Annotated in this window: 7 protein-coding genes; 6 read left to right on the forward strand and 1 reads right to left on the reverse strand. The window is 55.6% G+C overall.

Annotation, left to right across the window (positions count from 1 at the left end; all coding sequences use genetic code 11):
* The first annotated feature begins 219 nt into the window (after nt 1-219).
* The 5 genes from C4318_07040 (at nt 220) to C4318_07060 (ending at nt 4140) form a co-directional block, all read left to right on the forward strand.
* Nucleotides 220-723: a transcriptional regulator gene (locus tag C4318_07040; protein ID MER3454891.1), complete on the forward strand. Its 504-nt coding sequence runs from the start codon at nt 220-222 to the stop codon at nt 721-723.
* A 44-nt stretch (nt 724-767) separates the two neighbouring features.
* Nucleotides 768-2045 carry an aspartate kinase gene (locus C4318_07045; protein MER3454892.1) on the forward strand — a complete coding sequence of 426 codons (1278 nt, stop codon included), beginning with the start codon at nt 768-770 and terminating at the stop codon, nt 2043-2045.
* A gap of 217 nt (nt 2046-2262) precedes the next feature.
* A complete protein-coding gene (locus C4318_07050) occupies nt 2263-3312 on the forward strand; it encodes an aspartate-semialdehyde dehydrogenase (protein ID MER3454893.1) in 1050 nt (349 codons plus the stop codon).
* 10 nt (nt 3313-3322) lie between these two features.
* Entirely contained in the window at nt 3323-3739 is a 417-nt protein-coding gene (locus C4318_07055; protein MER3454894.1) for a hypothetical protein, read from the forward strand.
* 128 nt (nt 3740-3867) lie between these two features.
* On the forward strand, nt 3868-4140 hold the full coding sequence (locus C4318_07060; protein MER3454895.1) for a hypothetical protein: 273 nt from the start codon (nt 3868-3870) through the stop codon (nt 4138-4140).
* A gap of 77 nt (nt 4141-4217) precedes the next feature.
* On the opposite strand, the gene C4318_07065 is transcribed toward C4318_07060, so the two are convergent.
* Nucleotides 4218-5624 (reverse strand): wax ester/triacylglycerol synthase family O-acyltransferase, encoded by a 1407-nt coding sequence (locus C4318_07065; protein MER3454896.1) that lies wholly within the window; start codon nt 5622-5624, stop codon nt 4218-4220.
* A gap of 399 nt (nt 5625-6023) precedes the next feature.
* On the opposite strand from C4318_07065, the gene C4318_07070 reads away from it, so the two are divergent.
* The coding region (locus tag C4318_07070) for a hypothetical protein (GenBank protein ID MER3454897.1) at nt 6024-6527 on the forward strand (504 nt) is incomplete at its 3' end.

The following is a 6527-nucleotide window of genomic DNA, read 5'->3' on the forward strand; positions in this document are numbered from 1 at the left end:
GGGAGACGCTCATTATCGCCTACGTTGGAGAAGCATGCACACGTTCACCCTAAGACGTAGCTTGGGCTGGGACAAGTTGGCGCGGCATGAGAACTCGATTTTCGCAAGATACCACTGGGCTTGTGTACTAGGGAGGCAAGATTAACCCGCCATCGGCGCTCAGCACAGTCATGGCTGTACGATTACAAGGTGCCGGCGAAAATAGGGACGGTGGGGGGCATGGCTGACACAATATCGAAGGCGATTGGTCGCCGTCTGAGAGCTATTAGACGGCAAAAAGGGCTGTCGCTACAGGATGTAGAGAGGCAGAGTGGCGGTCGTTGGAACCCCTCAACACTCGGGGCTTATGAGCGCGGCTTCAGAAAGCTCACGGTTGAGCGCTTGCGCGACCTTGCCGAGTTCTACGGCGTTCCCCTATCGCTGTTGTTGGGTTCTCTGCCCCATCCGGACAGACCAGTATCGGTATCGCGGGTAGTACTCGACATCACAAAGCTAGAGGAAGCGGGGCTTGAGCTGGCCCCCTTCAAGAGGATGGTAAGGGCACTTCTGGCCGAGCGTCGCGAGGAGGCCTCTACGCTCGTGGCTATCAGACGTTCAGACATTAGAAACGCAGCCTTAATGTACGGAGAAACGGAGGAACAGTTACTGGCTCGGCTAAAGGCCCGAGGGATTCTCGTCGACCTTGACCGCACCTCGGTGGAGAGGGAGGCCCAGAGCAGTTAGTACACTCGATCTCGAAAACAATTTTGAGTGAACACATCGCGCCAGTGAGATCAATACGTGTCAAAAAGTTCGGGGGATCTTCCCTCGGCGGACCAGAACGGATACGAGAAGTGGCCGGCATTGTTGCCTCGAGTGTGCGCGCAGGAGACAAGGTTTGCGTGGTTGTCTCCGCAATGGGCGATACCACCGACGAGTTGTTGGATCTCGCACGGTCCATCAATCCCCGGCCTCCCGAGAGAGAACTGGACATGCTCTTGACCAGCGGCGAGAGAATTGCTGGCGCCCTTTTATGTATGGCCCTGGACACTTTAGGAATAAAGGCTAGAAGTTATACCGGCTCGCAGGCTGGAATAATCACAGACCGCTCCCACGGAAGAGCCAAGATCGTAGACATAAAACCTACTAGGGTAATAGAAGCAATTGATCGAGGAGAGGTCGCCGTAGTAGCGGGCTACCAGGGAGTTGCAACTGACACCAAAGACGTGACTACGCTGGGTCGGGGAGGCTCCGACACGACAGCAGTTGCTTTGGCCGCAGCTCTCGGATCGGACGTGTGCGAGATATACACGGACGTCGAGGGAGTTTTTACCGCCGATCCAAGGATCGTACCGGACGCGACTAAACTGTCGGTGCTGACTTACGACGAAATGCTAGAGATGGCATCATCTGGCGCCAAAGTCCTTATGGCTAGGTGCGTAGAGTACGCAAAGAATCGCTCCGTGAAGATCCATGTAAGATCGAGCTTCGATCATTCTCCTGGCACTTGGATCGTTGCAGAAGAGGAGTCGATGGAACGGGCGATAGTATCGGGCATTGCCCACGATATTTCCGAAGCAAAAGTTACTTTGGTCGGAGTTCCAGACAGGCCGGGTATAGCGGCCACACTTTTTCGTGCTCTAGCAGATGAAAACCTAAACGTCGATATGATCGTGCAGAACGTGTCGGCAGAGGGAAAGACCGACATCTCATTCACTGTATCCCGTGACGATGCCAACCGCGCAGCGGAGGTAGTAGAGCGAGTGGCTCACGCTATTGGTGCCGCCGGATACGACGTCGATCAAGGAATCGGCAAAGTCAGCTTGGTAGGAGCAGGAATGCGCTCGCACCCCGGGGTCGCTGCGCAGATGTTCGAAGTTTTGGCGAAGGCAGGAATCAACATAGAGATGATCTCGACTTCTCCGATTCGTATTAGCTGTGTAATGAGGGAAGATGCAGTTGCCAACGCGGTCCGCGAGCTTCACAACGCTTTCCACCTCGAACTGGCCGAGTCCGAAGACCGACTACGAATTGCACAAGAACTGAACGAGCGCTATGACGAATAAATCCAACAAAACCAACACAGTGGGCCCAGAGTCCGACGATGACGAGCTCGCTCTCGCAAAAGCCACAGGGGTGCTGGCCGAAGGGGCGAGCGAGTCATGGGCAGGAGCGGCAGAAGCTGCATTTCAGGATACCAATTCCTCAGGTGCTAAGCCTCGCCCGACCGCACTGTTCGAGCAGAGGTCGAGATGGCAACAACGGCTGTCACCATCACGCGATTTGTCAGTAGCCGTAGTCGGGGCAACTGGACTCGTAGGCCAGGAAATGCTGCGAATTCTCGAGGAACGGGCTTTTCCGATACAAGAACTTCGACTATTTGCGTCCGAGAAGTCTAAGGGGAAGCCTGTCCAGTTCCGCGGAGAAACTCATGTCGTCGATGTTGTCGAGGACGGGTGCTTTGAGGGAGTCGACCTCGTACTAATGGAAGTGGAAAGCAACCTCTCGAAGGAACTGGCACCAGTAGCAGTCAAAGAGGGGGCAACTGTGATCGACAACTCGTCGGCATGGAGACTCAAAGCGGGTGTTCCCCTCGTCGTCTCGGAAGTAAACCCAGAAGACCTCGAATTTCATGAAGGCATAGTAGCTAACCCCAATTGCACGACAATGATCCTCATGCCGGTGCTGGCACCTCTGCACAGGCGCTTTGGGGCCAAGCGCCTCGTCGTCACCACCCTCCAATCGGTGTCAGGCACTGGCCAGAATGGGGTAACGGAGCTCGAAAAACAAGCGCAGCAATCGATGATTCGCCCCAGCGCCCTGCGAAAAGCTGGTCGGGATGGCGCAACTCCTGAGCCTTCCGTCTATCCCAAACCCATAGCGTTCAACGTCTTTCCACAGTGCGATGATTTCGTAGACACTGTGACTACAAAGGAAGAGGCGAAGCTAAAAGACGAGAGTCGCAAGATCCTATCGCACCCAAAGCTACAGGTGATGGCTACGTGTGTTCGTGTTCCAGTTTTGGTAGGACACAGCCTGTCGGTGGTAGCCGAGTTCGAATCTTTTGCCCATGTCGAAGAAGTCCTCGACATTCTTGCCGATGCCCCCGGTGTAGAGCTTGTGACCGGGCATGACTACCCTACCCCCCTAGAGGTCGCAGGCCTGGACGGCTGCTGGGTAGGTCGAGTACGCCCGGACCCGACGACGAAGGGGGCCATAGCTTTTTGGGTAGTAGGTGACAACTTGCGCAAGGGAGCTGCCCTCAACTGCGTAGAGCTAGCCGAGATACTTTTAGACCAAGGATGGCTGGAGCCGCGTAGCAAAAGGAAGTGATGCACGAATCATGCGCTGTCCAAAGTGTGCTGCAGAGGTTCCAGAATCCGATTATGTGTGTGGTGCCTGTGGTGCGTACGCCCGCTCGACATCGGAGGACGAGCCTTTAGTAGAGTCGTCGCGCCTCGCCGATAGCGAGGTCTCTTTTGGACACGGCCTGGATCCAAATTCCGCTTCCATTGAGTCGCTGCTCGCTTTACGTGTGCGCAAGTCTGCCAGGCGGTGGGCGCGCTGGAGCATGGTCCTGGCGGCCTTAGCCCTCCTCTTTCCCGTTCTGTTCGGACCCATGGGCTTGGCGTCCGGATACGTTGCATGGCGTTTGGGCGAGCGCAGACTGGGTACGCTGGGCGCTGCGCTTTCCGCTATAGGGATGGTCGCAGGGGTAGTGCTGGCCACAGTAGCACTTTCCGTCCGAGGCTGGGAGTGAACGTCAATGGCCAACGCAGTAAGGGAAGCCACCGTGTCGGTATCTTCCTGCCGATTCGGAGTCTTTGTTTAGACTGACCGGACATTGTGGGCCTTCCAAGCGCGTTATCGCACCCGACTCCGAGACTTGTGGCCCTCACTGCTCTTTTCGCTCCGAGACTGTGGCCCATCCTCAAGGATCGACTATGCGACACCTTTGAAGCGAGAGCATTCGAGTGGGACTCGATAGTAGGCTTGTTCTTTTCCAAACCATTCGATCTTGGGAATGGACATAGCCGAAGGGATGCTGCGCGTCGCCGCATCCAAGCCGGAGCTGAAAGTCCCGCGCTATTCGTTTCGTTTGGTCCCAGGGCGAAAAACCCCTATCTGGATTGCACTGCGCTTGATCGAGGTTGCATGTAGATGGAAGGGGGCCACGAGATTTCGCAGAGGAAGAGGTGGTGGAGGCGAGTGGCTACTCGCCAGCGGCTTCCGGTCTTTCAGCCGGCTAAAGCGAGGTACTCCATGACCGACTTTTCCACTCCTTCTGCCAGGATGTGGACATCGCTCAAGGCTTCGGCATCCGCGTTGAGCCCAAAATAGACTCCCCCGTTGTAGCTCGTGACCCCAACAGATAAGGCGCTGTTCTCCGTTATCGGAACCACCGGGTATGCTTCCACTAGCTTGGCGCCTAGCACATATAGCGGAACTTGCGGCCCTGGCACATTCGAAACTGTCAAGTTGAAAAACCTCTGCCGCCCCATGAGTCGAGCCGCCATAGCGTGAAGCGTCGGCGGCGCCCAGCTGGAGAGCTCCACTAAAAACTCGGCACCCACTGCTTGATGCATCTCCTTGAGATCCTTGGTCGACTCTGTAATAAGGCGGTAGCGCTCTAAAGGGTCTTCTATCCCCAAGGGAAGAGCCACCATCATCCCCGAGACCCTATTGCCCAAGGCTAGAAACTCGTCAGCAGATCGAACACTTACCGGCACGAGAGCTCTCAGAAAAGTGTCCGGTTCTAGCTCTTCCCCCCTAACCTCCCAAAAGTGCCTGAGTCCACCTGTGGTCACAGAGAGAATGACATCGTTGACGGTTCCCCCGAGCGTGTTCTTGATCGTTTTAAGATCAGAGAGACTAAGTCTCACGCCGACAAACTTACGGTGCGGGCTGATTGCTTTGTTGATGGGGGACGGAGGAGCAATAAGTCCACCTTTTGACGACATCAAAGAGCCTATGCCCGTCGCTCGCTCGTGAATCGCATTGGCAATCTCTCTCGGTGCCTTCAATGCTGAAGACAAGGTCTGAAGTGCCTTCTTCGGACTGCGCGCCCTCTCCAGAGCGAACTCCGTCACCCGCTCTGCCAAGCTTCTCCCCGACCGTGGCTCCCACGGCTCGGGATCGCCAACCGTAGCGTTGGGCGTGAAATCCAGCATCACGGTGCCGATATCGACAGCAGATATCCCGTCCACTAGCGCATGGTGGGTCTTTTGGACTATCGCTCCCCTACCGTTTTGTAGGCCCTCTACCAAGTACATCTCCCATAGCGGGCGCCGACGGTCCAGAGGTCTGCTCATGATGTGGCCGACCAGGTTAAAGAGTTGAGACTCCCGGCCGGGGCTGGGGAGCGCGACACGCCGGATGTGATAACGAAGGTCGAAACGTTCGTCATCCACCCACTCCGGTGGCACTATCCCCATCGGCGCGAACGAGACCTTCTGCCTGAAGCGAGGCACCAAATGAATGCGGGATGCCACCAGCTCCACTACGCGCTCGTAGATGTCTTCAAATGGAACTCCTTCCTCCAGTAGGCCGCCCTCGAAAATGGCCAGAGAGCCGATGTGCATGTGGGCAGTGGATGTCTCAAATGCAAGAAAGGCGGCGTCAAGCGCCTGGAGTCTGTCACTCATTCCGTTCCCGCCTCCTGCGGGCCTCTGGATCGTCCGCGCAACTCAATCCCATCTGAACGCGATGATAGCCTTAGGCGGCAGCTTCATGTACCTACTTCGCTCCTTCGATTCACCTGATCGCAGTTGTGACCGATTTAACGGTTAGAAATTTTCGAGCTAGCGGGCATTGAAAAGAGAACGAAGAAAGATTGGCGCTTTTTATAACTCCGACCCTTCGCTTCGTCGATGTTCACGGGGATCGACATGTTTCTTTTTGGGAACAAACAGTGAAATTCGCCTGTATTCCAAGGTGTGAAGGTAGGCTGTATGAGTTGGTAGCAGCTCTCACGCTCCTATAAATCGTTGAGTAAATCGGCGAATGCCGGGAGATGACCATCCACTACTAGGAGGCTGGAGCGTTTGGTAACCGCAGGTGCACGTTTACCTAGATCTCCCAATGAGCGAGATATGGCTAGGGCCGAGTCGGTCTTGGCCGATATAGCCTTGGCAATCGATCCCGAGCGCATATCTTTCGAGACCTCAGTAAAGCTCGCTACCCCCGAAGCGTCGCTTTTAGTCAGGTTCGGACGCGGATCGGTAGAAGTAGACCGGTTCTGCGGGGAGAAAGTCGAGATATCTACCGTCGCTTCGGCGGACACATGGACCGAGATCCTCGAGGGTACAAGGAACGGGCTAGAGGCGGTCGCGGCCTCCGCTATGGCCGTACGGGGAAACTTGCACAGGGCAATGGAACTGGGATCCCTCATAGAACCTCGCTCGCCTTGCGAATGGCACTATGAAGTAGGAAGGACGCAAGCTGGGAAGGTATCTATTGCTCGCATCAAATCCATTGATTCTGCGAAGACAAGTTATCCGACAAGAAAAAGTAGGAACCGCACGTCGCCGGTGATATTTCTTCATGGA

It is taken from the genome of Acidimicrobiia bacterium, from assembly GCA_040289475.1.
GTDB lineage: Bacteria > Actinomycetota > Acidimicrobiia > ATN3 > PSLF01 > PSLF01.

Coding starts and splice junctions, on each gene's coding strand:
- C4318_07055 (MER3454894.1), top strand. CDS start 3,323: ATGCGCTGTCCAAAGTGTGCTGCAGAGGTTCCAGAATCCGATTATGTG.
- C4318_07040 (MER3454891.1), top strand. CDS start 220: ATGGCTGACACAATATCGAAGGCGATTGGTCGCCGTCTGAGAGCTATT.
- C4318_07065 (MER3454896.1), bottom strand. CDS start 5,624: ATGAGTGACAGACTCCAGGCGCTTGACGCCGCCTTTCTTGCATTTGAG.